Below are 26605 nucleotides of genomic sequence, written 5' to 3'. Positions count from 1 at the left end.
TGATGTTGCGGAGGGCATTGCGGTAGCTGTTTCTGGCTATGCCCTGAGCGGCAGTGCCGCAGCCAATTACAGTCTGACCCAGCCCGCCGGCTTTACGGCCGACATCACACCCAAGGCGTTGAGTGTAGTCGGACTGGCTATCGACAATAAGGTTTATGATGGTACGGTAGCTGCTGTTATTGGTGGGACCGCCACCCTGGATGGTGCGGTAACCGGTGACGATGTGGCTCTGGATGCTTCCGGCGCCAGTGCTGCTTTTGCTGCAGCTGATGTTGCGGAGGGCATTGCGGTAAGTGTCTCTGACTATGGCCTGAGCGGCAGTGCCGCAGCCAATTACAGTCTGACCCAGCCCGCCGGCTTTACGGCCGACATCACACCCAAGGCCTTGACCTTAGGAGGGGGCTTCACCGTAGAAGATAAATTGTATGATGGAACTACCCACGCAACTATCATTGAGAACAACCTTGAACTGGTTACGCCGATTGCAGGTGATGATGTGAGTCTTGCCCAAGTGGTGGCGGAATTTACTGCTTCGGAAGTATCTAATGATGTTGATGTGCTAATTGTGTATGCCGAACTTAGTGGCGAGGATATTTCAAACTATGTGCTATCCTTGGCCAACTCCCCAAGGGCAGTTGCCAGTATCTCAACTTTAGTGGGGACGGAAGAGCACTGGACACCCACGCTTACTGTATATCCGAATCCATTTGTTGACGTAATATATATTGATTCCGCGGAAATGGTAAATAGTGTTCGTGTAACAGATGCTGCAGGAAAACAGGTTCTTGAAGCCATGCTGAACGGAGAACAGCAATTAAACACCTCTCATTTAAGCTCAGGGTTTTATGTGCTAACGCTCTTCCTTGAAGAGGGGCGGGTCGTTCATAAAAAAATGATGAAGTAAGAAAGCAGAGCAGGGAGGTATTTAGCCTCCCTGCTTTTTTTTCAGGACTTTCGCTTTCGATCCATTACCTTTTCATTTCTGCGAGCTAAGCATATTTGAACGTGGTGTTAAAACATTCTGTATATTTATGCCTTAAGTATATCCTCCGGTTTAAAAGAAGCTTGGGGGAGTAAAGTTCTTAACTACAACCTTAAATATGAAAAACAAGCTTTTATTGCTGGCAGGCCTGGGTCTGTTGGTTGCAGGTGGGCTCATGGCCCAAAAGGTGAAAAAAAAATCGAGTTGGCCTTGAGGTCCCCATGAAAAGGATGTTTCCGGCTCCGGATACTGTGCGTGGCTTTTCAACAAACTACGGACTCCTTTCTCTGTATGGTTTTGAAGAAGGCGGAACGCATGCTGATGTAAAACTGGGTTATAAAAAATTTCCCTCCTTCAAGTACACCGCATATGGGCGAAATGAGGATAAGGCGACCTGGTCTGAGGCGACAATTTTTCAGGTGAAGGATGCCAACGATGAGTTGCTTTATCATCGGGTTTTTGTTGAGTTTGCAAATAAATCAGCTGAACAAGAGCTTAAAGAAGTAAATATGTTGACGCATGCCAGCGTTTCGCGAACTGCTTCTCTTTTGTTTTCTCCCGTTTATTCGAAAAGTCTTCGTTTTCAGTTTTTTTATGTGGAGAAGAGTGCTGTGCATGACGACGTAAATCAAGGCTATAATTTGGCCATGGAGGCGGTGGAGAACTACAACAAGGGACAGAAGGATGTGGCTTTTCAGCAGTTTGAACAGGCTATTGGGGTTTGGAATAAGGTTTTGGAAGACAGGGGTATTAATAACAAAAAAGCCCGGATTAACAAGAGGGTTACAGAAGCCGTTTATCGCAACTTGATTCAAACTTATATTATTTGTGAGCGCTTGGATGAGGCCGAAGCATTGATGAAAAGTAGCGGGGAGGAGTTGTCGGGGATTTTCCAAGCTTCTTTGCCAAGGTATAATTATGTCAAACGCTCCATTGCGTGGAACGTTCGTTTGGCCAATGAGGAGAGCCTTTTACCTTGCATGAGGCGGAATTGTCGTCAGACTTAGCACTTTTTACTAAGTCTTCGGTTAGGCGTGTGCCCGATAATGCCAAGGACGTTAACAGTCTTCTGGTGGGATCATGGAGGTATTATTACATTTCAGCAGATGCCTTGCCTGAGGGCAATACTAAGTTTGAAATCGATAATAGAGAAGGAGAGCTTATGGGAGTAACTAATGTGGAGGTTCTGCATTTGAATCCTGATGGCACTAAGATAGACCAGCAGGGTTCTGTTGAGCGGACGGGTACGCAAAGAATGGATGATTCTATGCCCTTTTGGAGGGCTGTAAAGGGTCCCAAAGGAGAGTACTATCTGTTCTTTTCTTATGACGCCGAGACATTGGAGCATCCTGAGGAGAATTTTAACTCTTTGGAACACGCGGTTGTCCATCATATTGACGAGGAGAAACTGATTTTGCGGAAGACCAATTACAATCCGGATGCCGATGCCGGGGGCTATTTTATTCAGTTGCAGCGAGTAGGTTTTTTGGATTGATTTATGTTTAAACTTTTTTTAAAAAAGTGTTGCATTCCCATAAATCTTGTATTACCTTTGTTATAGGGTTAGGGTTAAGGAGGAGAGGCGCTTTCAGCAATGAAGGCCCTCTCTTCTGTTTTTACAGGCTTTGCAAGGCCTGTTTTTTGTTTTCCCAAATGCGTATAAATGGATCTGCAGGAGCATTATAACAGCATGTATGACAATGCGGTGCGAAGGTTCAAAGAAGGTGCCTGTGAGCCGGATGCCTGGATAGACGCCGCCGGGGACAGTCGTATGGGTTTGACATTGCGATTGCGACCAGACCGGCAGGTGGTGAATCGTATTCAGCATTTTCTGGATGCTGCCAGGGGGTTGGAGCCCAATCAGTATTTTTATGGGGAGGAAAATATCCATGTGACGGTGTTGTCCATCATTTCATGCTACCCCGGATTTTCTGTATCAGATATTGTTGTTGCTGACTATGTCAAGGAGATAAAGGAAAGCTTGGCAGGCATTGGGACTTTTAATTTGACTTTTCGTGGAATTACAGCTTCTCCATCGTGTATTATGGTGCAGGGCTTTATGGAGGAGGACGGGCTGGAGATGCTGCGACAGCGCTTGCGCGAAAATATTGCAAAATCTGGTTTGCAGCAGTCGATGGATCAGCGATACACCTTACAAACAGCGCATGCTACTGTTTTGCGCTTAAAGCAGAAGATGGAGAATAGAGATGGTTTGCTGCAGCTTTTAGATAAGTACCGGAATAACGATTGGGGACGCTCAAGCGTAACGGAGGTGGAGTTGGTGCTTAACGATTGGTACCATCAACCTGATCGTACATCCGTTTTAAAGCGTATTCCCTTGCTTGAATAGTTTTACTGGTAGCTATTAATAGGGGGCCAGACCACGGGCTAATGATTTGATTTGGGTTTGGTGAGTGATTATAGGGGGAATGTATCTTAGGCGATTTTTTTTTGTTGTGTTTATGAGCAAGGATAGTGAATATCAAAGGATTCTGTTGGATTTCTTAGGCCTGTCAGCAGCACCAACGGATGAATTGATTGCAGAGATTTTAAGGTTGCTAAAAAAAAGATCCTACAAAAAAGGCGACTATATTTTAAAAATGGGAGAGGTAGAGCGAAATGCTAATATTGTTGTAAAGGGGATTGTTCATCAGTATGTTTTCGACGAGGAGGAGCAAAAAACTATAAATATTACTCCTCGCGGCTTGTCATTTAACAGTCTGAAGAGTTATCTGGGTGAACAGCCATCTGTTGAGATACAGGAAGCCCTTACTGACGTAGAGATTATCTATCTGACTAAGGATGATATTGAGACGCTGGCACAAAGAAACCCCCAGTTTAGTTATCTTATGTTTAAATTGTATGAAAAAATTTTGTACGATCGTGAAAATCGTATGTTTTTGTTACAGAATAGGAATCCTTCGAAAAGGCTTAGGCTTTTTCATGAAAATGTTGAACGTGCCAATTTGATATTGCAGGATACTCCTGACAAATACATTGCCAGTTATTTAAATATGAATCCGCAACAATACAGTAATGAAAAAAAGAAAATGCTAAAGCAGGGAAGGTGAGTGATGATTTCTGTTCGAAGTTATCCTGAGGTAACTTTAGTTTTTCAAGATCGGTGCATTTTTGTACTAGTCAAAAATTGAAAAACTATTTTATGATGATCAAACAGATTGTTTTATTGACAACGGCTGTATTGGTATTCTTTTCAGTAAATGGTCAGGATGCTGGTTGGATGGATGATTTTGGTATGCAGAAATTTAGTTCTCGATTGGATGAACAGATGCCCGGATTTATTTCTGGTCCGCCAACAATGCAGCGGTTAGATAGCATAATCTATTATGATTATGATGAAGATACCAAAGAATGGAGTAAGAAAACGTTCAGACTCAGCATTTTTTATGATCACCATTTTAACGATACCTTGATTCTTCAATCTATTTGGGATGCACCAACAAGTAGTTGGTTACACTTAGCCAGAGAAATGAAAGAATTCGATGAGTATAGCCGGATAGAAACTCGTGAATTTTATTTGAAGTCTAGATCTGCAACACGGATACAATATGTTTATGATGAAAATGATGATTTAATTGAGACTACAGAAAGTTATTTAAAATCTGATGAATGGCGACACACAAAACGAAACGCTTACAGCTATAGTTCTGAGAGTTTGTTGTTGACCGATACTTTGTACTACAGGTATAGTTTCTCGGATGGACCTGTATGGCGACCGATTGGAGCAACCAAGTTCTATTACGATTCAAATGGGGGGGCATTGGCCGATACGACCTATTTTAGGCCTTGGCTTGATGGAGATAACTTTGGTGAGTGGGAGTTTTTTGGTACTACGATGCATGAATATTCCGTTAATGAGCATGCAGCAGAAACAACCTTTACGAGATGGGATTACGACTTAAACCAGTTTAGGCCATACTTGAAAGAAAAAACGGTTTATCATAGTAATGGTTTTGATATTGGAGCGCTGATTGATCTGAAATGGAATAATGAGACTGCTTTGTGGGACACCATAAAGATGAGGCAGTATTCTTATAGTAAGGATGATTTTATGATTAGTTATACCAAACAGACCTGGGGGGATAGCTCCTCAAAAGTGTTTGAATTGCTGGGTTTTGATTATACCGTAAACAAAGAGGAATTATTACTCCCTACCTCAGCTTTAGATGCTAACCCACATATTGCGTTTCATCATAAAGTCATTAGTAAAGAGTCTTTTAGTTGTAGTCTTGGTTGTAGTGAAGCTCAAAAGTTTAGAGAAACAAAGTATTTTTACTCTCCTTTTGATAACGGTTCGCCAGTTGCGTTAAGTAATAATCCTTCTTATGGTGTAACAGTATCTCCAAATCCTTCCGAAGGTATTTTAGTTGTTAGATTCCCTTTTTCGTATCAGGACGCAATTTTTAAATTATTCGACTTGAATGGGAAAGCGCTTGTTTCAAAATCTGTCCGTAGGGATGAACAAGTTAATATTAGTCAGCTGCCATTTGGCTTTTATGTCTATAGCCTTGAAGTCGATTCACGTGTTTTTGTTGGTAAGCTGCTTGTTAAATAAAATTGTCTCTTTTTTAGCGAAGGTTTCATAATAGGAGGAGAGCGGTCGTGTGGTATTTTTTTTAACTTGGCTTTTTAAACGATTTTTATGCAGAGAGATTGTTTTGTAGCCATCGACTTTGAAACGGCAATGGCCCACCATATTTGTGCGGTGGGTATTGTTGCTGTAGAGGATGGACAAGTTGTGGACGAGTACTACAGCTTAGTTCAGCCGCCCGATAATGCCTACAGTTGGTTTACAGTTAAAGTGCATGGTATAAGGCCTGAGGATACTATAAACGCACCCACTTTTTATCAGGTTTATCCCGAAATAAAGAAGCGACTCTATGGAAAGCTGGTTGTTGCGCACAACGAGTCGTTTGATCGGCGTGTTTTGCAGCAGTCCATGCGCGATAACATGATGGACTATTCAGACCTTAATATTGCCGATAAATGGGAGTGTACCATGCGTGCTTGTCGCGCCAGTAAGCGTTACCCTTCCGGCAAGCTCAACGAGTGTTGTGCCTTGGAAGGTATTGCCCTCAAACACCACGAGGCACTCTCCGATGCCCGGGGGTGTGCGGAGTTGTATCTGCGTTTGAACGTTCCGCTAATTTAATTTAACCCTCAATATCAAAATTTTATGAAAAAGCTAATGGTTACAGTAGGGCTTGCAGGCCTGTTGGCGTCCTGTTCGTCTCCCAATGTCGAAAACTCTGCCCGTATAAGAGGTGAAGTGCTTTCTACTGGCGTTAGTGAAGTTGAGTTGCGGTGGTTGGTCGATAATCCCATTAGCAGGAAGGGGGTTGATTATCAAGTAGATATAGACGACCAGGGGATGTTCGAAATGGATATTCCTTTGGAGCGTTTGGCTGTTGGGCAATTAGGGATAGGAAGTGCGCTATATGAAGTTTGCCTTTTGCCCGGTGATGATGTTTTTATTCGTGTGAGTGATGGCTCATTGGATTTTAGTGGAAAGGGGGCTGCCAAGAGTCGTTTTTTGTATGAAGCAACTCAAGATGGTTGCAGCACGAGAGCGTTTTATTCGGCCATGAATGAAGGCAAGCTCAACCCGACAGGATTTGTAGAATGGGCGGAGGATTTTAAAACAAGACGTTTGGCTTATTTTGATGCTTTTGACGAGAAGTCCAAGTTGGAGAAGCCGTTTGTTGCGTGGTTTGGTGTCCAGACTGAAGTGATTTTTGAAGAGCTTATTCGGGAATATCCAAGTACCTATGCATACCGGAACGACATTTCATTATCGGAGTTGAAACTGCCTGCATCGGTTGATCGCTACAAACGGTTTTCGGAGATTGTGGATGACGACCGTGTCGTTTACCACGGCTATGCTTCCGGCTTAAGGAATCTGCTTTTTGAGAAGATGGGAGAGTTGGTACGTGCTGATTCGACTATTGATCGGTCTTCGGCTGTGTATGTCTTATTGGCCGATTCCTTGTCGGGATTAACCCGGGAATATGTCTTGGCCACGTGGATAATATCTTCTCTGTCTAATGATCATTATGATTCGGTAGCGGTTGCCATGGCCGATACTTTGGTGAAAAATCCGCTGGCAACGCGCACCCTGGATCTGGCTTTTGATAAGTTTAATGAAAAACGTTCTCTGCTTGGACAGCCTTTGCATGAGGAGTTCGCTCAAACTGTTTTTGTGGATACCAGTGGTGTGGAGCAGACCTTTGGTCAGTTAATGGATGGTTTTAAAGGCAAGGTGGTGTATCTCGATTTTTGGGGCATGGGCTGTGGCCCTTGTCGTGCTGCTATGCCGTATGCCAGGCAGTTGAAGGACAAATTGCAGGAGGAGCCGATTGAGTTTGTTTATGCTTCGATGGATTGGGTGTGGGATCGCAACTGGGGACCTTTGTTTGAGGCGACACAAACCAGAGACAATCATTTTGTGTTGTTGAATGGATTTAATTCGCGCCTGCATCGTTTTATGGAGATCAACTGGGTGCCTTGTTATATGATTTTTGATAAGGAAAGTCGTTTGGTTGACTACAATGCGGATCGGCCGAGTCGGATGGTGGAGCAGGGTGAAACTGCTCTGGAACGGAAGTTGAGACAATTGGCAATGCAATAAGTTAAAAGGAGGCGCAAGCCTCCTTTTTTTTATGCCTTAGCACAAAGGGTTGAAGAACCAATCATCTGATTATTTTATTTTTTGTTAACCTTGGCTTAATGGGCCCTGGTTGGTGTTTGTATTACTTCGCAATCGCATTTATGCCGGTTTTCTATTGGCAGCTGCACACTCAGGTATTGTAAGACATCTGTATTTAAGTCATCTGATTTGTTGTGTGTTAGTTATTGTGATTTGTAATATAAACAAACATTTATTATGATGTATTTGGAGCATGAAAGATTGTTCAGGGCAACCCGTCGTTTTTTGTTGTTGGGAATGCTTGTTCTTGGTTTTGGTTCTTTTGTAAAGGCCAATGGACCAGTTGCTGGAAGGGTTACAGATGAGGATGGCTTTGAATTACCTGGGGTTACCGTCGTTTTTAAGGGTGAAGCCGGAGGAACGGTTACCGGAACAGACGGACGTTACCAGTTGACGAAACCCCAGGGGGGAGGGATCCTGGTTTTCTCGTTTATTGGGATGGAGACCCTGGAGATGGAGGTGAGCAATGAGGAAATTGTTGATGCGGTTCTTGTTGCTTCAATTACCCGCCTCAGCGAAGTGGTTGCTGTAGGATATGGCAGTCAAAGAAAATCAGACATTACCGGTTCGGTAGTTTCTGTCGGACGAGAGCAGTTTAATAAGGGGATAAGTGCTTCGCCGGGCGAATTGTTGCAAGGGAAAGTTTCCGGGGTCAGTATCACCTCTTCAAGCGGAGCTCCAGGCAGTGACCAGCGTATAATCATAAGAGGACAAGGCAGCATTCGTCAGGGAACCGGGCCTTTATTTGTGATAGACGGTTTTCCGATAGGTTTGTCGGGTACCGGGACAGGCAGCAATCCCTTAAACTTTTTGAACTCCGATGATATTGAATCCATTGATGTATTGAAAGATGCTTCGGCTACGGCAATTTATGGTTCCAGAGGGGCCAATGGGGTTGTCCTAATTACCACCCGAAAGGGAAAGGAGGGGCGTTCAACTGTGATGGTCTCTGGCGGTCTTTGCATATCCTCGTTGGCACGCAAGATTCCTGTCTTTAGCGCCGATGAGTTCAGGTCTCGTATCGTTGAAATAGGTGGGAAACTGGAAGATCGTGGAGGTAATACCGATTGGCAGGAAGAGTTGACCAGGACGGCCATTACCCAGGACCATAATGTGGTACTTAGTGGAGGAGCAGAAGGGTTTACGTACAGGGCTTCAGTGGGGTATTTAAATCAAGAGGGGATTGTTCTCAATTCAGAAATAGAGCGGTACACCGGCAGAGTTGGTGTTACTCAGAGATTACTCCAGGGACGTTTGAATATAGATTATAATCTGAGCACTTCGATTGAGAAAGGCAGTAGTCCCAATACGGGGACACTGGTTTCACAGATGTTGGACTTTAATCCCACCTACCCGGCACGTGATGAAGCTGGAAATCCAGTAAAGTATCCGGACTTGACCAACCCATTAATTGGGGCTGAGTTGTATGGCAATTTTTCTGAGAGCAGGCGAACCCAGTTCAGTATTTCACCGGCTCTGGAATTGGCGGACGGACTGGTTTACAAAACAAATTTTGGTTATGAGAACAGGTCGTCAGACAGTGATTATCAACATACAGCCAGTACCGACCCTTTTGAGGAAGGTCGACTGCAACAAGATTATTTCAATGGAACCAATCTGCTTATTGAGAACTATTTAACCTACAATTTGAAGCATTCCGCACATAATGTTACTCTCCTTGGGGGGCATTCGTATCAGGAGACTTTTGACCGTTGGAGAAGCTGGAGCGTGGATTTGTTTCCCGAGAATGGCGTTGAACCCCGATACAACCCTGGCTTGGGTCAGCGCATTGATTTAGTGGGTAATAAACCCGGAGGATGGGCTTTGATAAATGAATTGCAGTCGTTTTTTGGTCGTGTAAACTACGATTACCGGTCGAGGTACATGCTGACAGCCACCTTGCGTGCTGATGGATCTTCAAAGTTTGGGGAGAACAATAAATACGGCGTTTTTCCTTCCTTTGCCGGTGCCTGGCGTATTTCTGAGGAGCCCTTTATGGGGTATGGACTTGTGAGTAATCTGAAGTTGCGTTTTGGATGGGGGCAGACTGGAAATCAGGAAATTCCGTCCAAGATTACGCAAGCACTTTATACGACTCGTGTTTCGGGGAGCGACAGTTATCCTTTACATGAATCGGATGCTTATCCTGCCGGAACGACTTTTGTGAGACTGGCCAATCCTGATATTCAATGGGAGGTGGCTACCCAAACCAATTTTGGCCTTGATTTGGGCCTTTTCAATGGTGCGCTATCTGGTGCATTGGACTATTTTCATAAAGTGTCCGATAATATTTTACTTGAAGTTGTTCCTTCAGACCCCATACAGCCAGCCACAACTTATTGGACCAATGTAAAGGATATGACCATTACGAATAAGGGTCTGGAGCTGGCAATGGATTATAAGTATCAAAGTTTTGGAGACTTTGCTTTCGGAGTGGGTGGAACTTTCTCTTTTCTTGATAATGTGGTAGAAGGATCGCCATTTACCGTGTTGACCACCGGATCGGCTTCAGGTTCAGGGTTAACCGGGGCAACCATAAATGGGATCATAAACGGTCATCCGGTGAGCTCATTTTATATGCAAAAGTTTACCGGAATTGGTGAGGATGGCTTGTCTCAGTTTGAAAATTCGGAGGACGGTGGTCGGATGGTGGTTGGAAGTGCACTCCCTGATTTGCTTTATAGTTTTTATTTGAGTTTGTCGTATCGTCGCTTTAATCTTGGGTTAAACTTCAATGGCGTCTCCGGGAATAAGATCTACAACAACACCGCAATGAATAAGTTTTATAAGGCTATGTTGGCCAATTCTCAGAACACTACGGATTTGGCTGTGGCCTATCCCGATGAGAGCCTGGCCAATTCGTCGTCGGTTTCTACCCGTTACCTTGAGGACGGCGCCTACCTGAGATTGAATAACGCGACGCTGGGTTACAACTTTAAGCTTGGCTCACAGGATTGGCTGCAGGAGCTTCGTTTCTCAGTTACCGGTCAAAACTTGTTTGTGTGGACGGATTATTCGGGTTTTGACCCGGAGGTGAATCAGGACAGGTCGGTAGGAGGCATCCAGTCTTTTGGAATTGATTTAGACGGCTATCCACGGGCCAAAACTATTGTTTTTAATTTGAGTGCAACATTTTAATCTTAATAGAGTTCGGTTATGAAACAAATTCGTTTATTGTTTTATGTTTTTTCGGTAATGTGGCTGGTAATTTCATGTACCGACCTGAATGAAAAGATTCTGGATGAGTCCTTGTCCGGGGGTGCTCTTGATGCTGATTTGGTTGAGAATGCTGTAGCTCCTGCCTATGCTCTGCTGCCTGATTTTTTTCTGCATACCAAGTACTTTGCCTTGCAGCAAATATCAACCGATGAAGCCATTTTGCCTTATCGCGGTGGCCGGGATTGGGGCGATAATGGTATTTATCTGGAGTTGCATCAACATACTTACACTCCCTCACACCGAAACATCCAGATGAGCTGGGATGGATTAACCACTATGATATCCCGGACTGTTACTGCCATAAATGTATTGACGCCTTTGGCAGAACCCGGGACGGAGACTGCCGTTTTTTTGGCTGAGGTAAGGGGGTTGCGGGCTTATTACAATATGATTGCCTTGGACCTTTGGGGCCTTGTATTTAAGAAGGACGACCCAAATGTCGTTTCTGAGATCCTGAGGGGGGAAATGGCTGTCAATTATGTCAAGTCGGAGCTGGAGTTTGTTGTGGATCAGTTGAGTGAGAGTGTGGGGCCGGGCCGATTAACTAAGGGGGCTGCTTATGGTTTGTTGGCCCGTCTGCATCTGAATGCAGCTGTTTGGCGCCAACCTTATGCCTCAAGTTTTAACTTTTTGCAAGCCGATATGGAAGCGGTTATCGCATACTGCAACAAGGTGGTGGCGTTGAATAATTATGAATTGTCGGAGGAGTATTTTGCCATTTTTGATAACGATAATCACTCTAATAAAGAATTGATCTTTGCCGTGGATCAGCGACCCGATTTAAACGGACACAACCGGATGTCGTATTTTTCCATGTCGGGGAGCTTCTATGGCAATCCACTCTATCCGTCAGGTAATGGTACCGACGGTGCGGCTATAACCTCCGATTTTTATCAGTCGTGGTTGGCGGCTTATGGGGATGTTGATCCGGCAGAAGCGGATGCTCGTTTCTACTGGGAGCGCTTGGTGGCTGGTGAAGATGGAGCCATCGCTGCACAGGATTTTGAATTAAACAGGGGGATTTTTCGCGGTTTACAATTGGGATTGCAGAACACCGGCAATAAAACCCCCTTTCTTGTTAATGAGTCTGGCCGTTATCTTTTGGGGGAAATGCGCGACTGGCGTCGACCAGAGGCCGATGCTTATGTGGACTATACCGAGTTTGTTGATTTCTCGTCGGCAGGAAGTGACTATAATACCGGGTATCGTGTTATGAAGTACCAATGGAGCAAGGCCTCGACCGATGGACGAAACAGAGGGGAGGCAGATTTGGTCATTCTGCGTTTGGCCGATATTTATTTAATGCGTGCTGAAGCGCTTTTGAGAATGGGGGATGTCGATGGTGCTTTGACTTTGGTGAATCAGCTCAGGGCTTCTCGTACTGCCCGGCCTGAGGTAACCCCTTCTCCATTAACCAATCTGGATCTTGATGTTCTTTTTAGAGAGCGGGGATTTGAGTTTTATTGGGAACATCAGCGCAGGACCGATATGATTCGGTTTGGGAAGTATGAGGAGGGCTGGACCGAAAAGACCAATGCAGATGTCACCCGAAGATTGTTTCCCATACCCCAAACCGCAATTGACGGAGCGTCGGATATTGAAGGCTATTTGCTCCAGAATCAAGGATATGCCAACTAATTGTAGAATGGATAATAATGTTTTTATGACTAAGTTGTTTTTCAAAATGGGCGTCATGGTTTTGCCATTGATGCTGCCGGCTTGCGAGGGGGCTGGCGAGCAAAACGCTACAGTATCACCCGAGAAGGATCCTCTAAATGTGGTTTTTATGATTGGTGACGGAATGGGGGTGGGACAGTTAACTACTATGTTCTATTATAAGGACGGAGCCTCTGCTTTCGAAGATTTTAAGGAGGTGGGCTTTATCAATACTTCGTCCGCCTCGAACAAGGTTACCGATTCGGCCGGGGCAGGAACTGCTTTTGCCACTGGGCAAAAGAGTTTTAACAGGGGTTTGGGGCTCGATATGGATTCAATGCCTGTGCCTTCTATATTGAGTGTTTTGAAATCGCAGGGCTATCAGACTGGATTGGTGAGTGTTTCGTCGATAACGCATGCTACTCCGGCTGCTTTTTATGCCAAGGTGACAGATCGTGATATGGAGGAAGAAATTGCAGAGCAGCTGGTGGGCGCTAACCTGGATTTTTTTGCAGGAGGCGGATTGTCGTTTTTTAATAAACGCAACGATGGACGGGACTTGTTTGAGGAATTGGTGGCGTTGGGGTACCGAATGGACAGTGTGCAGGTGGGTTCCGTTGGGGATGTAGGAGTTCCTTATGGTTACCTGCTTGCAGACGGGGGCCTGGAACCAAGACACAAGGGGCGTGGTGACTTTTTGCCAAGGGCTACGCAAACCGCTTTGCAGCGACTGTCTGCCGCAGAGAAAGGCTTTTTTTTAATGGTAGAGGGCTCGTACATTGATTGGGCCGGACATGCAAAAGACAAGAACTTTTTATTGGCTGAGATGATGGACTTTGAAGAGACGCTGGCTTATGTGATCGATTTTGTTAAGTCTGATGGCAATACGCTTTTGATTGTTACGGGCGATCATGAAACGGGTGGCGTCTCTGTTGGAAAGGGTAAAAGCATTGATGAGGTCGAGGTTTATTTTAATACCGACCAGCATACGGCTGATTTGGTTCCTGTTTTTGCAATGGGACCTGGGGCCGAAAACTTCAAAGGGTTTTATCAAAACAACGATATTTTTCATAAAATTCTTCGTTCCCTGGGGGCCGACCAGTAAGAATAGGTCCTCCGCTGAATTAGCTGGTCTGTGAATACAGACCGGCTAATTGTAATTAAAATTTAAGACTTGATCAGTTTGTTTTACTCTCCCTCCCCCTGATTTCAACGCGCCTGATTTTCCCGCTGATGGTTTTGGGAAGTTCTGCTACAAACTCTATGATGCGCGGGTATTTGTAGGGGGCGGTAATCTGTTTTACATGATCCTGGATTTCTTTTTTTAGTGCCTCGGTGGCCGCCAGGCCGGGAGTCAGAACGATGGTGGCTTTTACTACCTGGCCTCTGATTTCATCGGGGGCACCGGTTACGGCACATTCCACCACGGCGGGGTGGGTCATGAGGGCACTTTCTACTTCGAAGGGGCCAATTCGGTAGCCTGAGCTTTTGATGACATCGTCGGCACGTCCTACAAACCAATAATAACCGTCTTCGTCGCGCCAGGCAATGTCGCCGGTGTAGTAAATGCTGTTTTGCCAAACCTGCCGGGTTTGCGCTTCGTCGCGGTAGTATCCTTTGAAGAGGCCCAAGGGCGACTCTTCGCCTACCCCTATTACAATCTGGCCCTGCTCTCCGTCCTCGCAGGAGGTGCCGTCGGGTTTCAGTAGGTCGATGTCGTAAATGGGCACGGGTATGCCCATGGAGCCCGGCTTGGGCGTCATCCATGGAAAGGTGGCCAGCTGTACGGAGGTCTCGGTCTGACCAAAAGCTTCCATCAGGCGGATTCCGGTTTGTTGGTAGAAGGTGTCGTAAACTTTGGGATTTAGGGCCTCCCCTGCAGTGGTGCAGTATTTTAGGGCAGTAAGGTCGTAGCGGCTCAGGTCTTCCCGAATCAGAAAGCGGTAAATGGTGGGCGGGGCGCAAAAGGAGGTGACTTTATAGTCGGACAAGACCTTCAGCAATTCGGCCGGGTTGAATTTTTGGTGTTCGTAAACAAAAACGCTGCAGCCTGCGAGCATTTGTCCGTACAGCTTGCCCCAAACGGCCTTGGCCCAACCGGTGTCGGCTACGGTCAGGTGGCGTCCGTCTTCCTTTACATTGTGCCAAAAGCTGGCGGTGATGATATGACTCAGGGGATAGGTATAATCGTGGGCCACCATTTTGGGTTGTCCGGTGGTTCCGGAGGTAAAGTAGAGGTAGAGCAGGTCGCTGTTTTCTGAGGGCAGTTCGGGTTTAACAAAGGGTGGTGCTTGCTGTATTCCCGCTTGGAAATCTTCCCAATCGGGAGGGAGGTCGGGACCAATGGAGATCTTGATTTCAAGGGAGGGACAGAGGGGCTGTGCTTTCTGTATGTGCTCCAAAACCAGGGCTTCGCCGACGCACACAATGGCTTTGATGCTTGCGGCCTTGCAGCGGTAGATGATGTCTTTGGAGGTGAGCAGGTGGGTGGCCGGGATGGCGGTGGCGCCCAGGCGATGGAGGGCCAGGCAGGCAAACCAAAACTCATAGCGTCGTTTGAGGATGAGCATGACTTTATCGCCCCTTTGTATCCCTAGGGATTGAAAATAGGAGGCGGTAGCCTCCGATTTTTCTTTCAGGTCGAGGTAGCTGAAGGTATGGTGATCCCCTTCATCATTGATCCATACCAGGGCAGTTTTTTGGGGTTCCAGGCGGGCATATTCGTCCACCACATCGTAAGCAAAGTTGAAATTGTCGGGTACTTTTACTTTAAAGTTCTGTTGAAAGTCTTCCAAGGAGTGGAAGTGATCTTGAACCAGGTAGTTTTTATAAAGCTGCATGAGTGGGTTTTAAAAGATGATGGCTAAAAATTCGCAGGGCGCATTGTCGGCAGCCCGCATGGCGTGAGGGAGCCCGGAGTCGAAGTAAATACTGTCGCCTTCGTGCAGGAGCATTTCTTTATTGTTTAGGTAGAATCTCATGCTGCCCTTGAGTATGAGATTGAATTCCTGACCGGGGTGACTGTTGAAATCAATGGGCTGGTCCTCGGGCTTGGGGCAGACTTTTACCAAAAAAGGTTCGGCTTTTCGGTTGATGAAATTGGCCGCGAGTGCCTGATAGCTGTAGGCTTTGCGACGCTCCATTGCTACGCCCTGTCCTTTTCGGGTGAGGGTGTAGGAGCGCATGCGGGGCTCATCGCCTGAGAGCAGGGTGGAGACTTCCACGCCAAAGGATTTGGCCAGGGTGTGCAGGGTGCCTACCGAGATGTCGGTTTTTCCTTCTTCAATTTTAAGGTAAGCACTGGTACTGATGTTGCAGTTGCGGGCTGCCTGTTCGGGAGAAAGTTCTAAAACTTCACGAAGTTCCTTTACCCTTTGTGCGATTTCCTTGATTTGTTCTTCCATAGTCCGGTAAAAAAACCAAGTTAAGCATTTTGCTGCTGTTTTTTGCAGTGATTCCGTTTTTTGTCGTTTGTTTATGCGCGCAGGATTTTTAATTTTGCTCCTTGTCGAATGAATCTGTTTTTATGAAGAACACTTATGCTGTAGCAGTGAAATGGACTGTGGTAACTTTTTGCGCCTTGCTTTTGCTGGGCTGCTCATCGACCTACAAGTCCTCCAGCTACAAAGCAAAGCCTTGTCCCTGCGAAAAGCGTAGGTAGGGTTCTGGTTGGTTTCAATTATAACCAGGAAGTTTAAATTTCATCGTTACCTCTCCGGTGTTTTTATTGACTTCTATGGACTGGTTTTCCAGTCCCATGTCCTTTCCGGTACTCATTTTAAAAAGTCCGGAGAGAAACTGCAGGCCACTGTTCATGACTTGCTCAATTTCTGCGGTTTGCGGTGATTCTGTGCCGGGAGACTCAAGGGGTGCGGACTCCGTAGTCGTTCCGATTTCTTCCGACAGGTCAATTTCTTCCGAACTTTTATTGTTCTTGATGGTGGACTCCGGTTCCGCCACCAGTACTTCCTCGTTGTTAAAATGAGTGTCTGGCATGGTTTCCTCATCAATCAGGTAGGTGGAGTCGCAAACCATTCGCATGCTCGACAGCAGCATTTGAAGTTTGGTTAAATCGTAAGCAGTTAAGTACTTCTTACGTATGATTTTTCCAACTCCTAAAGCATACTCGTGGTGGTAACTTCTTTGTAAATCGGATAGCTCAAACGGAATGTTGATTTGCTGAACATTAGGCAGCTGGTCCAGAACCTGACGCTTTTCGCGACGAAGCAGTATGCTCTCAAGCTTTTTGTTGAGTTTTTGAAGATCAAAATAGTCATTTGTTTTATTGGGTTTTTCGGGGTCGAATAAGCAGTGTTGGTAAGAGAACTCCCAAAGGGGTCCGAAGAAATGGGGATCCAGAATATTTACTATGGAATAAATGTCAATCAAGCGATTTTCGATGGGTGTTCCGGTAATAATCAGCGTGTGTTTGGCCTCGAGACGATTGACCGCTGCGTTGGTCTGGGCTTCGTAGTTTTTTACTCTTTGTGCTTCGTCCAGGATCAAAAAGTCTATGCCCGTTTTATTTAAAATAACCTGGTCGCGAAGGATGGTTTCGTAATTTACGATAAGAAAATGTTCTTTGGCCGTTTTGTACAGTTGTTCTCTTTCGTCAGGTGGACCTTGAACTACAAGGGCCTTTTCCGAAGAAAAATGCTCAATCTCTCTATTCCATTGTTGTTTAAGCGAAGCAGGACACACAATCAGGGTTCGTGTGAAGCCGAAAATCTCCTTTTTTAAAGGTGACAAACCGGACTCCCTCTTTCTGATAGTCGTACAGGTTTGCCTTTATGTTATCAAACGAAAGAGTCACTCTGGACCCGATGTCTGCCAATAGTTTTCTTTCATAGGCCTGTTCTACCTTCTCCCTTACTTCGGGCCTTATATGGATGCGTGGCAGTTCTTCTGCCTCCTCAAAAAATGAGAGAAAATCCAGAAGTGCTTCGTCGTTGATGAAGCGTTTGTTTTTGAAATATCTGGAGAGTAAAGCCTGCTCATTCATCTCTAATGTGTGCGGCCAATTCCAGCTGACACGGTAATCATTAAGCGGGTCACAAAATATTTCGATAAAGGGATAGGTCGTACTCATGCGCTTCATTAACCCGGGCGTTTCTTTCAGCTTGCGAAAGGCATACATGAGGTGCTTGGTGGTGCCCAGCTTGTTTTTGCGTGCATCGGGACTGTCGCTGTAGCCGGTTTCGTTCTCAAAGTCGCGCAAAAATATCTGGTATTTGGCGCCCTTTTCGTTGGTTAAAATGTGATCGCCATAAATATTTTATGTTTTCTGCGTTTTTGATCTGCTGTTTTACTTCTGCGTTTTTGTTTTTTGTATGTTTACCTATAATTGTGACGATGGTTGTAAGTTCTCGTTGCAACAATCATTGTTGACGTTAAATTGTGTTTAAAGTACCAGTTAGCCACTACACTTATGGCCAGGAAAAAATCATTGAAGACCGCCCCCTTGCTTAGTCCTGCTAATTACATTAGAACCCGGGCAAGGAAATTGCCTGTTGTTGAATGTTGGATTAATTCCGATTGGGAGGAATCCCAAATTGCAGACCTCGTTATAGCACGCCAGCATTCAAACGGCAACTTTACCGTAGGACTATATTTGGTTGATTTATTCTGTCTCGGCGTAAAGGATACATTTTATTACTTTAATATTGGTGAATTGGAATATCGGGAGGTTTTGGAGCGTTATACCGACTTGGAGACCGAAAAGAAGATGGTCGGTTACGAATTGGCACACAACATTATTTTTGCCGGATTAGAGTTTGCTGATGAGTTTGGTTTTAAGCCGTGCAGGGATTTCACCTCAACGACACAATACTTTCTGGATGAGGATACCGATGCTGTTCCGTTAATGGAGATCGTATGTGGAATGGATGGTCTTCCGACCCTGTTGCCGGATCTTTGGCATAATAAAAAGGCCTTGGCCAGAGCGATACATCAGCTTGAAGAGAAAGCCGGCTTTGGCAACTTTTTGTTGTTTAGAAAGGATGGGAGGGTTATGCATGCCTTGGATGATGATGACGATGATGATGAATTTTCAGGTTTTACTTTGGCTGAAAAGGTTGGGCTTTTTAAGGAGTTGGTGATGAGTCAGGAAAGTCTTGCTGGTGATGAGCTTGACAGATTTAACGAACTGGTAAATTCGTTAAGTACTGACTTGATGGAGCAGGAGGATTATGATAAGCATTATAATGAGTTGTCGGAACTGGCATTGGCCATAGACGTTGATGCAGAATATGTTCCTGATGAGTTGCTCAATGGAACAGCAGGCCAGTACTCCGAAGAGACCAAGAGGGATTTTTTGAGGCAGGTGAAACTTATCGATGATGAAATGGAGACTGGCAAACCTTCTGATGGTTTTCGTACAGCAGGAGGCGCTGCGGCCAATGGGCTCCTTGGTTTTCTGGCTCTGAAAGGGCAGACGGAGAATGTTGATTTGCTGGAGCGTATTGATAAATTGGCGGCTGAGTATCCCAATTACCCTTTGGTGAAATTGGTGAAAGAGCGTTATGAATTGCTTAGAAAGGAACTGGATAGCCGGTCTTGTGTTTTGCTTGAAGCAAGCCATTTTTTTGGCAATAGAAAGGTTGTACATACCTTGGAATATCTTTATTATCTGAATTACCTCAGTGCAGTAATAATGGCAGAAGGAGATCTGGCTAAAATTTGTGCATGGAGAGATTTGTTTGATGAGCTTCCTGTTTCTGAAGTAGATACCAGCTATATTATGAATGCAATTATCAGTTTTCAACCTATAGTTGTTGCTGAATGCCTGAGGTCTTAAGTTGCTTAAAAAGATTGGGGTAGTCGGAAATGATGCCGTCGGCACCCGCCTCCAGCAGTCGCTGCATTGCCGGCAGATCGTTTACGGTCCATGGAATCACTTTCATCCCCTTTCCTTGGGCTTTGCGAATCAGGTCGGCTGTNAAGTTATGTTTTTTCAACTTAACTTGATGTCTAATATTTGGGGTGTATTATATGGGATAGATGGCCATAATATTCATCTTGCGAAGTAGCCGTCTAACTCTCTTTGGATTAACCAAGAAGCCCATTGCAAAAAGGAAGTCCTGCATTTGCAGTACGCCATGAGTGGGATGCTCTAAAAACTCCTCATCCATAAGTCGCATGATTTCCTGATTCTCCGAACTTTCACCTTTAGGCTTATAATAATAGCTACTGGGCGCTATGTCCAATAATTCGCATTGCTGCCGAACACTTAGTTCCTCATTAGTTGATATATAACCTTTTAACTCTGTCATAGTCCCAACCTTTTTGAAGTTTTTTTTAGCCAGTCACGCTCCATTTCAAGCTGTCCTATCTTAGAAAACAGGTGGGTCCTTTCTTCCTCAAAATCATCTTTGGGGGCCTTGGAAGCAAAGATCTCTGAGGATCGAGCTACGAACTCCTGCTTCCATTTGGAAATCATGGTTGGGTGAACTTCAAATCGCTTTGATAATTCTGCTAAAGTCTCACGCTCCTGGAGCGCAGCCAAAGCTACTTGGGCTTTAAAGCCCGCTGAATGTGTTGTTCTACTTACAGCGGGAAACCAGGGTGCCCTTTTTGTCCCACATCCCATTTTTTAATTTCGCTATAAGTCATGCGGTAGAGGTTGGTGTCCTCTTTATCTTCTTGGGTCAAATCGTCTCCCGAGGGAGGCGTGGCAATTTCGTGATTCATCCAGGGCTCGTGGGAAACCACCACCTGGTGGTCGGCACTTATGACTACATCCAGTTCGAGCGTGCTTGCGCCCATATCCAGGGCCTTTAGCATCGAAGGAATGGTGTTTTCGGGGAGTAAGCCTCTGGCTCCACGGTGGCCTTGTAAATCTGGTTTTTGGGCCTGAATGAAATGGCCGAATACGCTCAGGAGACAAAGGCTCAGGATGGCGGAAGTCGCTTTTGTCATTGCTTATATTTTGGTAGCCAAAAGTACCATAAGCAGGTTACCCCCCCCTTTAGGGAAGGGTTAAGTTGTGGTTAAGTTGTTGGGTGGAGAAAGTTTGTTTTTGAAGTTCTGCCCGGAACCTATGAAATTGAGGTGAAAAAATAATGTAGTTCTGGTATCATTACCAAACAGAAATATCTATCTTCGCATCGTTTTGGTGGATTTTTCCTTTTCAGGAAAAACCTTAAAATGGGAATCCGGTGCTTCAGTGAAATGAAAATTCCGGAGCTGTACCCGCAGCTGTAAGTCCATTTTCCTGTGTAAACAGGGATGTTTTGAGATACTCTTGCCACTGTTCCGATGTTTCGGAATGGGAAGGCCTCAAAACAGGACGAGCCAGAAGACCTGCCAAAAGGTAATTTATTCATTCAAACTTCGGGAGAAAAGTTTTGAATCACTGTTATGAGCGCGCTTTTTGGAGCTTTTTCTGCGGTTTTTCGAATTTCTCAGAGGTGAAAAATCTTTGTTATGAAAGCATTTGCGTCCTGGAGTGGAGGTAAAGACTGCATGCTTGCGGTGTATCGTTATCTTCAGACCAATGACCATGAAATGGCATGTTTGGTAAACATGTGTGATGCCGATGGCGAACAGTCGCGTTCACATGGAATCCACAAGCGTTTTATTCAAAGCCAGGCCCGGGCCATGAACCTTCCAATTGTACAGCAAGCTGTTGATGCCAGGGGCTATGAGAGCTGCTTTAAGGCGGTTGTGAATGAGCTTAAGAAAGAGGGGGTTACAGTCGGTGTTTTCGGTGATATTTACCTTGTTGAGCACCGACAATGGATCGAGCGGGTTTGTGAGGATCTCGATGTTGCCCCCATTTTCCCGCTCTGGGAAAATGATACCCAGGCGCTTTTGATGGAGTTCGTTGAGCTGGGGTTTAAAGCCCTTACCGTAGCAGTCCATAAGAATAAGCTCGGTGAACATTGGGTCGGTCGCGAATTGGACCTGCCCTTTTTTAAGGAGATAACGGCCATTGCGGACATCGACCCATGTGCGGAGAATGGGGAGTACCATTCCTTTGTCTACGATGGTCCCCTTTTTTCCCATCCTGTAGCGTTTGAGAAGGGCACGCCCTACGAGAAGGATTATCATGTTTTCTTACCTTTAAAATGATCGATAATGAAAGGCCAAAAAATCTTTTTGTTGGCTGCATGGCTTGCGTTTTTTACCATGGCCAATGCCCAACAATATTCGAGGGTGGTTTCCTTAGCTCCATCTTTAACAAAGAATATTTATTATCTGAACGCACAATCTGGTTTGGTTGCTTGCACCAGTTATTGCCATAAGGCGAAAGAGGACGATAAAACGGTAGTTGCTTCGATGGTAACTGTTAATGTCGAGAGAATTGTTGGTTTAAAGCCTGACCTGGTGCTTGCAACCTCCATTACCAACCCGGAGTATATTGAGATGTTGAGGAAGTTCAATATACGTGTTGAGGTTTTTCCTACGCCCAATTCGTTTGCAGGGGTTTGTTCGCAATTTGTTGAGATGGGAAAACTCCTCGGGAAAGAACAGGATGCCGTTCAACAGGTGGCTAATATTAAAAAGGAAATTGAAGAATTAAAGTTGCTTGCCGCAACGAGCAGCGTTAATAAGAAAGTCTTTATTCAAATTGGCGCCGATCCTCTATATGCTGTGATTCCGAGTTCCTTTATGAATGATTACATCTTGTTTGCCAATGCCACCAATGTTGCGGAAAACCTGGCAAGGGGAGCACTTTCGAGAGAGGCTGTGATTGCCCGAAATCCGGATTATATTTTTGTCGTTACCATGGGAATTGTTGGGGAAGAAGAAAAGAAGGTTTGGGAAAGTTTCGACAACCTTAATGCCGTCAAAAATAATAAGATATTTATTATTGATTCGGATTTGGCTTGTACGCCCACCCCTCCAACCTTCTTGCAAACCATGAGACTTATTTCCGAATACCTTAATGATTAGTCGGTTTATGTTTTTGAAAGACAGCAGGCTGTTGACCTGGTTGGTTACCATTTTGGTTTTAATAGCTATGGTGCTTTGCGCTGCGCTGTTGTCTCTTTCGGTCGGTGACATGGATATTTCTGTGCCTGATATTCTGAGGTATTTGAGATTGAAAGAGGGACTCGAATTTGCGGTTTTGGACAATATTAGAATACCGAGGACCATTTTGGCATTCTCGGTGGGTGGGGCTTTAAGTCTTGCCGGAACCCTTTTGCAAGGGGTGTACCGAAATCCTTTAGTAGAGCCCTATACCATGGGCATATCAGGTGGGGCTGCTTTGGGCGTAGCCATTTGCATTGTATTGGAGCTGCACTTTAAAGTCTCCTCCCTAATGTTGCCCTTGTCTGGTTTTTTTGGAGCTTTTGTTTCCATATTTCTGGTTTACCGGCTGAGTTCGAAAAGAAACAAGAATTTGAACATTAACCGGATGCTCTTGATTGGAGTAATGATCAGTTTTATCGCTTCTTCGGCCATGCTGTTTTTTATGTCCGTTACAACGGCTGAGAATATTCAAAGCATCGTTTTTTGGATAATGGGTTCACTTAATGAGCCCAATAAATTTTTGATATACACCTCCTTGTTTTTCTCTGTTTTGGGTTTGGCTGTCAGTTATTTGTATGTTGTTCCGCTGAATGCTTTGCGACTGGGTGAGGTTCGTGCAAAGCACCTTGGAGTAAAAACGGATCGTTCGATAAAGGTGGTGTTTATAACTGCCTCGGTAATTACCGGAATAAGTGTTTCGGTTTCCGGGGTGATTGGTTTTGTTGGCTTAATTATCCCCCACCTTGTTCGCAGTATCATTGGGACAGATTACCGGGTGCTCCTTTTGGCTTCTTTTCTGGGAGGGGGGATCTTTTTAATTATGAGTGACATCCTGGCGAGGACGATTATTGCACCCAATGAGTTGCCCATTGGGGTTATTACTGGGATGTTGGGTGGTGTAGTTTTTATTACTGCCTTAAGCAAGAAACTAAAATCGGATTAGGAACATGCACTTAGTAGAAGTTAAGAATGCGAATTACGGCTATGCCCATGCCTTTCAGCTTGTGGATGTTAGCTTTAGGGTTATGGAAGGAATGCTCACCGGCATAATCGGTCCCAATGGTTCCGGTAAATCAACCCTTCTTAAAGGCATCAGCGGCGAACTGGCACTGCCCGAAAACCAGGTTTTTCTTAAAGGAAAAGACCTGGCTGGTTTTACAGATACCGAACGGGCTAAAGAAATTGCTGTGGTAACCCAATTTTCAGAACCCATTGATATCAGCGTTGAAGAGTATGTTTTAATGGGCCGGATTCCCTATCGAAAGAAATATCAGTTTTTTGAAACTGAGCGGGATTATGAAATTGCTCAGAAATATATGAAACTGACCGGGATATACCCACTAAGAGCTAAGAAGTTCTCGAAACTAAGCGGTGGCGAACAGCAATTGGCAAGCATTGCAAAGGCCCTGACCCAGGAGCCCTCTTTGCTTCTGTTGGATGAGCCTACTTCCCATCTCGATATTTCGCACCAGGTGCAGATTTTGAATTTGATACATCAGTTGACGCAAGCGCCTGGCTTGACTGTAATTATGGTTATTCATGATTTGAATTTGGCCAGCGAGTATTGTGACTACTTGATATTAATGCGCTCAGGCGCCTTATACAGGCAAGGAACGCCTAATGAGATTTTAAATTTTAAAAATATTGAAGATGTATATAAGACCGAGGTACTTACACAGGAAAATCCGAGGTCAAAGAATCCTGCGGTCTTTTTAGTTTCAAACAAAACAGGACAAGCCAGAAGGCCTGCAAGGTTCTATCTATCATAGCTTTCGGGAGGAAGGTTTCTACTTCTTTTATTGTTAAATTATAACCTTTAAAAAATGAAGAATTTATTTCTAATGGGTATGCTGTGCCTTATTTCGAACCCTGCTTTTTCTCAAGAGAAGGATTCACTCAGGCGGTATGAGCTGGATGAGGTGGTGGTGGCTACCACCCGTGCCAATACCCAATTAAAGAACATACCCCAAAAGGTGGAAATAATAGACAAGGGCATGTTGCAATCCTTGCCTTCTAGCAATATGGCCGATGTGCTTAAAACTGCTACAAATCTTGATGTCATCCAATATCCTGGCTTGTCCTCAACCATTGGCATGCGGGGTTTTTCGCCCAGTGCCCATGCCCGAAGCTATACGCTTTTGCTCCTGAATGGCAATCCTTTGGGCACCACCAACATCAGCTGTCTGGATAAGGATCTTGTGGAAAGGGTTGAGGTCATTAAAGGTCCCTATTCAACCTTATACGGTTCTGATGCCATGGGAGGGGTCATCAACATCATTACCAAAAAGCCTGTTGCGCAGAACAATGGAAGCGCAGAAGTCGGCTATGGCAGTTATGGGAACCTGAAAATGAGTGCCAGCGTTAACGGAGTTTTGAGTCCCAGATCGTTGTTCCGCATTGGGTTCCTGCGTAATGAACAAAGACTCGATTATCGAATTGGAAAGAGCAATGCGCTGAAATTATCGGAGAAGGGGAAGCTGATGTTGGACAAGGCTTCGTTTGGTGATGTGATGAAAAATTCCACCTGGCAGTACAATCAGCTTAATGGTCAGTATGTTTACAACATCAGCGACAGTTGGAGCACCGGTTTTGATTTGATTTATTTCAATGCCAACGACATAAAAACGCCCGGCAATTATTGGGGAAGCTATGGGCAGAGTAAAAAGGACATTGACCGAATTAATTGGAATGGTACTTTGATGCGTAAGACGCAAAAGAGCAGTTTGTATTTCAGTCCGTATTTTACCCGGGAAGTCAATGCGAACTATACCGATAATTCCGACACAAGTTTTGTTTCTTTTAACAGCGACATACGTGAATACGGTTTTAAAATGCACGATAATTTTTCACTGGGCGGTTTTAAGGTGCTTGCCGGAGCCGATCTGGATGTTTATCGTTATGCGTCGGACCGGTTTAATGGCAAGGCCAGCCCAATCAATCCTTATTCTCCCAATCATAACAATACCAAGGCGGCCCTTTTTTCGCAAGTGACCTACAGCAAGGGCGGTTTAGATGTGAATGGGGGACTCAGATACAACTACATCTCTTATCATATCGAGCAGAACGACTCGCTCCAGGGAACCGGTGGTTCTGAAAACTACCAGACCATAAATCCTTCCCTGGGCCTGCAATATAAACTGCCTTATAATCTGAAGTTGCACGGCAGCTATGGTACCGGTTTTTCGGTGCCCGATGCTTTTAAAGTCGCTGGATTTTATGCGGTATCTGAATACCTGGCTGCCTGGGATTTTTGGTGGGTCAAGAATTACATGGGCAATCCCGACTTAGAGCCCGAATCCTCATCAACCATTGATTTGGGACTGAGTTATTCAACGCCCAATAAATTTCTCTTTCTGGATTTGACCTGGTTTACCACCCGACACAGCGACAAGATTATTGAAACGACGCTGGATTCAGTCGTTGTGAACCAGAACAAGGTGGCCTACGATGTGACCACTTATAAAAATGCCAACAATTCGGCCATGAATGGGGTGGAACTGATGGCTTCAACAAATATCGGGGCTTTGTTCAGCGATGCATTTAAGTTGGAGCTTTATGGCAATTGGACTTACATGTTCAACAACACAGTGGATGAATCCTTTGTTTCAAGCGCCGGGAAGGACAGTATCGTTAGCCGTGACCTGCTTTATGCAAGAAAAAGCAATGCCAATTTCGGTGTGGTGTATGATAATTATAAAGGCTTTTTGCTGCGCCTTCACGGCAGGTACCTTGGTTCCAGATTAGAAAAGGACAACTTCTCAAAGTTACGTCCCGGGTTGACGCCAGAGCACTATTATACCAGTGGGGGCTATACTGCAAAGGATAAAATTCTACAGCATCCCGAATATTTGGTGTTTGATTTTTCTGTGGGGTATTCGGTTAAAAGCTACCGTTTTGGGGTTACTGTTTCAAACCTTCTCAACGAAAACTACACCGAAAAAGATGGCTACAATATGCCGGGCCGTATGTTGATGGCCTCTTACAGTTACTCCTTTTAAATGCAGCGTTTAAATCAAATCGCTAATTAGTTTTGATTAAGAAGA

24 protein-coding genes and 1 riboswitch are annotated in these 26605 nt (G+C 44.9%); of the genes, 17 read left to right on the top strand and 7 right to left on the bottom strand.

Going from position 1 to position 26605, the window contains the following annotated elements:
- The 11 genes from B4W65_RS09540 to B4W65_RS09490 form a co-directional block, all read left to right on the top strand.
- Positions 1-904: YDG domain-containing protein (locus tag B4W65_RS09540; RefSeq protein ID WP_146697767.1), on the top strand; the 904-nt coding region annotated here is incomplete at its 5' end.
- Between the two features lie 299 nt (positions 905-1203).
- Entirely contained in the window at positions 1204-1989 is a 786-nt protein-coding gene (locus B4W65_RS09535) for a hypothetical protein (protein WP_146697766.1), read from the top strand.
- A gap of 29 nt (positions 1990-2018) precedes the next feature.
- The gene (locus B4W65_RS09530; RefSeq protein ID WP_088654918.1) at positions 2019-2477 is read left to right on the top strand and encodes a hypothetical protein; all 459 of its coding nucleotides are present in this window, start codon (positions 2019-2021) and stop codon (positions 2475-2477) included.
- 168 nt (positions 2478-2645) lie between these two features.
- Positions 2646-3332 carry a 2'-5' RNA ligase family protein gene (locus B4W65_RS09525; protein ID WP_146697765.1) on the top strand — a complete coding sequence of 229 codons (687 nt, stop codon included), beginning with the start codon at positions 2646-2648 and terminating at the stop codon, positions 3330-3332.
- Between the two features lie 112 nt (positions 3333-3444).
- The gene (locus B4W65_RS09520; protein WP_158522823.1) at positions 3445-4053 is read left to right on the top strand and encodes a Crp/Fnr family transcriptional regulator; all 609 of its coding nucleotides are present in this window, start codon (positions 3445-3447) and stop codon (positions 4051-4053) included.
- A 92-nt stretch (positions 4054-4145) separates the two neighbouring features.
- A complete protein-coding gene (locus B4W65_RS09515; protein ID WP_088654916.1) occupies positions 4146-5558 on the top strand; it encodes a T9SS type A sorting domain-containing protein in 1413 nt (470 codons plus the stop codon).
- An 87-nt stretch (positions 5559-5645) separates the two neighbouring features.
- Positions 5646-6155 carry a 3'-5' exonuclease gene (locus tag B4W65_RS09510; RefSeq protein WP_088654915.1) on the top strand — a complete coding sequence of 170 codons (510 nt, stop codon included), beginning with the start codon at positions 5646-5648 and terminating at the stop codon, positions 6153-6155.
- Between the two features lie 24 nt (positions 6156-6179).
- A complete protein-coding gene (locus B4W65_RS09505) occupies positions 6180-7631 on the top strand; it encodes a TlpA family protein disulfide reductase (protein ID WP_146697763.1) in 1452 nt (483 codons plus the stop codon).
- 255 nt (positions 7632-7886) lie between these two features.
- Positions 7887-10847: a SusC/RagA family TonB-linked outer membrane protein gene (locus B4W65_RS09500; protein WP_205741249.1), complete on the top strand. Its 2961-nt coding sequence runs from the start codon at positions 7887-7889 to the stop codon at positions 10845-10847.
- A gap of 18 nt (positions 10848-10865) precedes the next feature.
- On the top strand, positions 10866-12566 hold the full coding sequence (locus tag B4W65_RS09495) for a RagB/SusD family nutrient uptake outer membrane protein (protein WP_088654913.1): 1701 nt from the start codon (positions 10866-10868) through the stop codon (positions 12564-12566).
- Positions 12567-12591: 25 nt separating this feature from the next.
- Positions 12592-13689, top strand: coding sequence for an alkaline phosphatase (locus B4W65_RS09490; protein ID WP_158522822.1), 1098 nt, complete (start codon positions 12592-12594; stop codon positions 13687-13689).
- A gap of 73 nt (positions 13690-13762) precedes the next feature.
- On the opposite strand, the gene B4W65_RS09485 is transcribed toward B4W65_RS09490, so the two are convergent.
- The 4 genes from B4W65_RS09485 to B4W65_RS09470 all read right to left on the bottom strand — a co-directional run bounded on the left by B4W65_RS09485 (position 13763) and on the right by B4W65_RS09470 (position 17802).
- Complete coding sequence (locus B4W65_RS09485; protein WP_088654911.1) at positions 13763-15424, bottom strand: AMP-binding protein; 1662 nt, start codon at positions 15422-15424, stop codon at positions 13763-13765.
- 9 nt (positions 15425-15433) lie between these two features.
- A complete protein-coding gene (locus B4W65_RS09480) occupies positions 15434-15988 on the bottom strand; it encodes a helix-turn-helix domain-containing protein (RefSeq protein ID WP_088654910.1) in 555 nt (184 codons plus the stop codon).
- Between the two features lie 271 nt (positions 15989-16259).
- Positions 16260-17285 carry a DEAD/DEAH box helicase gene (locus tag B4W65_RS09475; protein WP_240509534.1) on the bottom strand — a complete coding sequence of 342 codons (1026 nt, stop codon included), beginning with the start codon at positions 17283-17285 and terminating at the stop codon, positions 16260-16262.
- Positions 17266-17802, bottom strand: coding sequence for a hypothetical protein (locus B4W65_RS09470; RefSeq protein WP_088654908.1), 537 nt, complete (start codon positions 17800-17802; stop codon positions 17266-17268). Before B4W65_RS09470 ends, B4W65_RS09475 begins: the two co-directional genes overlap by 20 nt.
- 210 nt (positions 17803-18012) lie before the next feature.
- Between B4W65_RS09470 and B4W65_RS09465 the strand changes: the two genes are divergently transcribed.
- On the top strand, positions 18013-19380 hold the full coding sequence (locus B4W65_RS09465; RefSeq protein ID WP_146697762.1) for a hypothetical protein: 1368 nt from the start codon (positions 18013-18015) through the stop codon (positions 19378-19380).
- On the opposite strand, the gene B4W65_RS09460 is transcribed toward B4W65_RS09465, so the two are convergent.
- From B4W65_RS09460 to B4W65_RS09445, 3 genes are all read right to left on the bottom strand, one after another.
- Positions 19349-19540 (bottom strand): glycerophosphodiester phosphodiesterase, encoded by a 192-nt coding sequence (locus B4W65_RS09460; RefSeq protein ID WP_240509531.1) that lies wholly within the window; start codon positions 19538-19540, stop codon positions 19349-19351. The genes B4W65_RS09465 and B4W65_RS09460 overlap by 32 nt on opposite strands.
- Positions 19541-19570: 30 nt before the next feature.
- Positions 19571-19855 carry an IS3 family transposase gene (locus B4W65_RS09455; RefSeq protein WP_088654905.1) on the bottom strand — a complete coding sequence of 95 codons (285 nt, stop codon included), beginning with the start codon at positions 19853-19855 and terminating at the stop codon, positions 19571-19573.
- Between the two features lie 274 nt (positions 19856-20129).
- Positions 20130-20501: a glycerophosphodiester phosphodiesterase family protein gene (locus B4W65_RS09445; protein ID WP_088654903.1), complete on the bottom strand. Its 372-nt coding sequence runs from the start codon at positions 20499-20501 to the stop codon at positions 20130-20132.
- A gap of 177 nt (positions 20502-20678) precedes the next feature.
- Positions 20679-20907, top strand: a riboswitch (cobalamin riboswitch).
- Positions 20908-21008: 101 nt separating this feature from the next.
- On the opposite strand from B4W65_RS09445, the gene B4W65_RS09440 reads away from it, so the two are divergent.
- Genes B4W65_RS09440 through B4W65_RS09420 form a run of 5 tightly spaced genes read left to right on the top strand, consistent with a single transcriptional unit; the run spans position 21009 to position 26560 of the window.
- The gene (locus B4W65_RS09440) at positions 21009-21656 is read left to right on the top strand and encodes a Dph6-related ATP pyrophosphatase (RefSeq protein WP_088654902.1); all 648 of its coding nucleotides are present in this window, start codon (positions 21009-21011) and stop codon (positions 21654-21656) included.
- 6 nt (positions 21657-21662) lie between these two features.
- Entirely contained in the window at positions 21663-22481 is an 819-nt protein-coding gene (locus B4W65_RS09435) for an ABC transporter substrate-binding protein (RefSeq protein ID WP_088654901.1), read from the top strand.
- A 7-nt stretch (positions 22482-22488) separates the two neighbouring features.
- Complete coding sequence (locus B4W65_RS09430) at positions 22489-23505, top strand: FecCD family ABC transporter permease (RefSeq protein ID WP_088654928.1); 1017 nt, start codon at positions 22489-22491, stop codon at positions 23503-23505.
- A gap of 4 nt (positions 23506-23509) precedes the next feature.
- Entirely contained in the window at positions 23510-24331 is an 822-nt protein-coding gene (locus tag B4W65_RS09425) for an ABC transporter ATP-binding protein (RefSeq protein WP_088654900.1), read from the top strand.
- A 54-nt stretch (positions 24332-24385) separates the two neighbouring features.
- Positions 24386-26560 (top strand): TonB-dependent receptor plug domain-containing protein, encoded by a 2175-nt coding sequence (locus B4W65_RS09420; protein ID WP_088654899.1) that lies wholly within the window; start codon positions 24386-24388, stop codon positions 26558-26560.
- The last annotated feature ends 45 nt before the right edge of the window (positions 26561-26605 follow it).

This window comes from Geofilum rhodophaeum (assembly GCF_002210225.1).
In the GTDB taxonomy this organism is placed as follows: Bacteria; Bacteroidota; Bacteroidia; order Bacteroidales; family Marinilabiliaceae; genus Geofilum; species Geofilum rhodophaeum.
The sequence above is the reverse complement of the archived record's forward strand: the minus strand, read 5'-3'. Positions and strand labels throughout refer to the sequence as shown.

Excerpts from the sequence above, each read along its gene's own strand:
- B4W65_RS09535 (WP_146697766.1), top strand. The coding sequence starts at position 1,204 with ATGAAAAGGATGTTTCCGGCTCCGGATACTGTGCGTGGCTTTTCAACA.
- B4W65_RS09525 (WP_146697765.1), top strand. The coding sequence starts at position 2,646 with ATGGATCTGCAGGAGCATTATAACAGCATGTATGACAATGCGGTGCGA.
- B4W65_RS09520 (WP_158522823.1), top strand. The coding sequence starts at position 3,445 with ATGAGCAAGGATAGTGAATATCAAAGGATTCTGTTGGATTTCTTAGGC.
- B4W65_RS09515 (WP_088654916.1), top strand. The coding sequence starts at position 4,146 with ATGATGATCAAACAGATTGTTTTATTGACAACGGCTGTATTGGTATTC.
- B4W65_RS09510 (WP_088654915.1), top strand. The coding sequence starts at position 5,646 with ATGCAGAGAGATTGTTTTGTAGCCATCGACTTTGAAACGGCAATGGCC.
- B4W65_RS09505 (WP_146697763.1), top strand. The coding sequence starts at position 6,180 with ATGAAAAAGCTAATGGTTACAGTAGGGCTTGCAGGCCTGTTGGCGTCC.
- B4W65_RS09500 (WP_205741249.1), top strand. The coding sequence starts at position 7,887 with ATGATGTATTTGGAGCATGAAAGATTGTTCAGGGCAACCCGTCGTTTT.
- B4W65_RS09495 (WP_088654913.1), top strand. The coding sequence starts at position 10,866 with ATGAAACAAATTCGTTTATTGTTTTATGTTTTTTCGGTAATGTGGCTG.
- B4W65_RS09490 (WP_158522822.1), top strand. The coding sequence starts at position 12,592 with ATGACTAAGTTGTTTTTCAAAATGGGCGTCATGGTTTTGCCATTGATG.
- B4W65_RS09485 (WP_088654911.1), bottom strand. The coding sequence starts at position 15,424 with ATGCAGCTTTATAAAAACTACCTGGTTCAAGATCACTTCCACTCCTTG.
- B4W65_RS09480 (WP_088654910.1), bottom strand. The coding sequence starts at position 15,988 with ATGGAAGAACAAATCAAGGAAATCGCACAAAGGGTAAAGGAACTTCGT.
- B4W65_RS09465 (WP_146697762.1), top strand. The coding sequence starts at position 18,013 with ATGGCCAGGAAAAAATCATTGAAGACCGCCCCCTTGCTTAGTCCTGCT.
- B4W65_RS09455 (WP_088654905.1), bottom strand. The coding sequence starts at position 19,855 with ATGACAGAGTTAAAAGGTTATATATCAACTAATGAGGAACTAAGTGTT.
- B4W65_RS09445 (WP_088654903.1), bottom strand. The coding sequence starts at position 20,501 with ATGACAAAAGCGACTTCCGCCATCCTGAGCCTTTGTCTCCTGAGCGTA.
- B4W65_RS09440 (WP_088654902.1), top strand. The coding sequence starts at position 21,009 with ATGAAAGCATTTGCGTCCTGGAGTGGAGGTAAAGACTGCATGCTTGCG.
- B4W65_RS09435 (WP_088654901.1), top strand. The coding sequence starts at position 21,663 with ATGAAAGGCCAAAAAATCTTTTTGTTGGCTGCATGGCTTGCGTTTTTT.
- B4W65_RS09430 (WP_088654928.1), top strand. The coding sequence starts at position 22,489 with ATGTTTTTGAAAGACAGCAGGCTGTTGACCTGGTTGGTTACCATTTTG.
- B4W65_RS09425 (WP_088654900.1), top strand. The coding sequence starts at position 23,510 with ATGCACTTAGTAGAAGTTAAGAATGCGAATTACGGCTATGCCCATGCC.
- B4W65_RS09420 (WP_088654899.1), top strand. The coding sequence starts at position 24,386 with ATGAAGAATTTATTTCTAATGGGTATGCTGTGCCTTATTTCGAACCCT.